The organism is Roseateles sp. P5_E11, from assembly GCF_054049355.1.
In genome coordinates, this window is record NZ_JBFUMO010000839.1 from 1 (window position 1) to 1,857 (window position 1,857).

The 1,857-nt window shown below is 62.8% G+C and carries 1 protein-coding gene and 1 pseudogene; both read right to left on the reverse strand.

What is annotated here, in order from left to right; all coding sequences use genetic code 11:
- Positions 1-185, reverse strand: a pseudogene (locus ACXJKR_RS31230) (hypothetical protein); the annotation flags it as partial.
- A gap of 10 nt (positions 186-195) precedes the next feature.
- The coding region (locus tag ACXJKR_RS31235; RefSeq protein ID WP_457326162.1) for a M3 family metallopeptidase at positions 196-1,857 on the reverse strand (1,662 nt) is incomplete at its 5' end.

Genomic DNA, 1,857 nt, shown 5'->3' on the forward strand with positions numbered 1-1,857 from the left:
ATCTGCATCTGCAAGTCCGCGTCCGCCAGGTGCACGCGGAGTTGGCGCTGCCAGGGCTTGGCCGATGGCAAGGCGCCAAGCATTGCCTGGACCACAGCATCCAGCTCCCGGATTGCCTTGGCAATCATCGACAGTGCCGCCTGCTCTGAAGGCGAGGGTGGAGACGGGTCCATCTTCAGGTGCATGGATTCGGGGTCAGGCCTGGCAAGCAACTCCGCGGCTCTTCAGGAACGCATCGATCTGAGGCTTTCGGCCTACGAAATCGATGAAGTTGTCGTTCATGGGCCTGCTGCCGCCGCGCTCGAGGATCGCCTGCCTGTAGCGGGCTCCCGTCGCCTTGCTCAAAGGCCCAGAGGACTCGAAGACGCTCCATGCATCCGCTGACAGAACTTCGGCCCAAAGGTAGCTGTAGTAGCCAGCGGCATAGCCACCTGCGAAGACGTGCGCGAACCCGTTCTGGAAGCGGTTGTAGTCTGGTACAGGCATGACGGCCACTTCGTCTCGAACCTGTTTGAGGATGGCCTGGACCTCGGTGGCCCCGCCGGCCTGCGCGTGCAGGCGAATGTCAAACAGAGCCATCTCGACCTGGCGCAAGAGCAGCATGCCGCTCTGAAAGTTTCTCGCTGCCCACATCTTGTCGTACAGCACGCGGGGCAGCGGTTCCTCGGTTTCAACGTGGGCGCTGATGCGCTGCAGGATCTCCCATTGCCAGGCGAAGTTCTCCATCAACTGGCTCGGCAGCTCGATGGCGTCCCACTCCACGCCGCCAAGGCCCGCAACGCCAGGCACGTCGACGGTAGACAGCAGGAAGTGCAGGCCGTGACCGAACTCGTGGAACAGGGTCACCACGTCCGAATGCGACATCAGGCCTGCCTTGCCGTTGATAGGGCCGGCGAAGTTCGTGACCAGCAGCGCCATCGCCTTGCGCACCTCTCCATTGGGCTTGCGCCATCGGGCGCGCGCACCACTCATCCATGCGCCGCCGCGCTTGGCAGCACGGGCGAAGGGATCAAGATAGAAGTGCCCCAGGGTTTCGCCCTCGCGTTCGACCCGATAGGTCGTGACGCACTCGTGCCAGGTCGGCGATGCGTCCGTGGCAATCCGGATGTCGAACAGGGATTCGGCAATCTCGAACATGCCGGCAAGCACCTTGTCGAGCGTGAAGTACTGCTTCACCTCCTGGGCGCTGAAGGAATATCGGGCCTGGCGGAGCTTGTCGCTGACGTAGGCCACGTCCCACGCCTGGAGATCGATCAGCCCGAGCTCGACTTTTGCGAAATCACGAAGCTCCTGCAGATCCCGCTCTGCCTGCTCGCGACTGCGTTGGGCAATGTCTCGCAAGAAGTCGGCGACCTGTTCAGGCGAGTCCGCCATCTTCATGGTCAGCGACAGCTCTGCATAGTTGGACCGCTCCAGCATGCTCGCGCTTGCGTGTCGAAGGCCAACCAACTCCACGATGTTGGCCGTGTTGTCCTGCGCCACCGGACCGAACTCGCTCGCTCGGGTCGACTGAGCTCGGTAGACGTGCCGACGCAGCTCCCGGTTGTGGGCAAACATGAGAACGGGAACGAGGCTCGGCTGCTGCAGCGTCACCTTGTACGTGCCATCCTGGCGACCGTCCGCGATTGCGGCGTGCCGCATCGAAGCCGTCACGTCTTCTGGCAGGCCGGCCAGGTCGGCCGCGGTCGCCCAGTAGACGAACGCGTCCGTTGCATCCTGAAGGCGATTCGAGAAATCCGAGCTCAGCTCAGAAGACCGCAGTCGGATTGCCGCGAAGCGCTTCTTTGCCTCCACGTCCAGCTCTGCCCCACTCAACTCGAAGCCGATGAGACTGTTCTCCAGCGCCTTGCGCTTTGC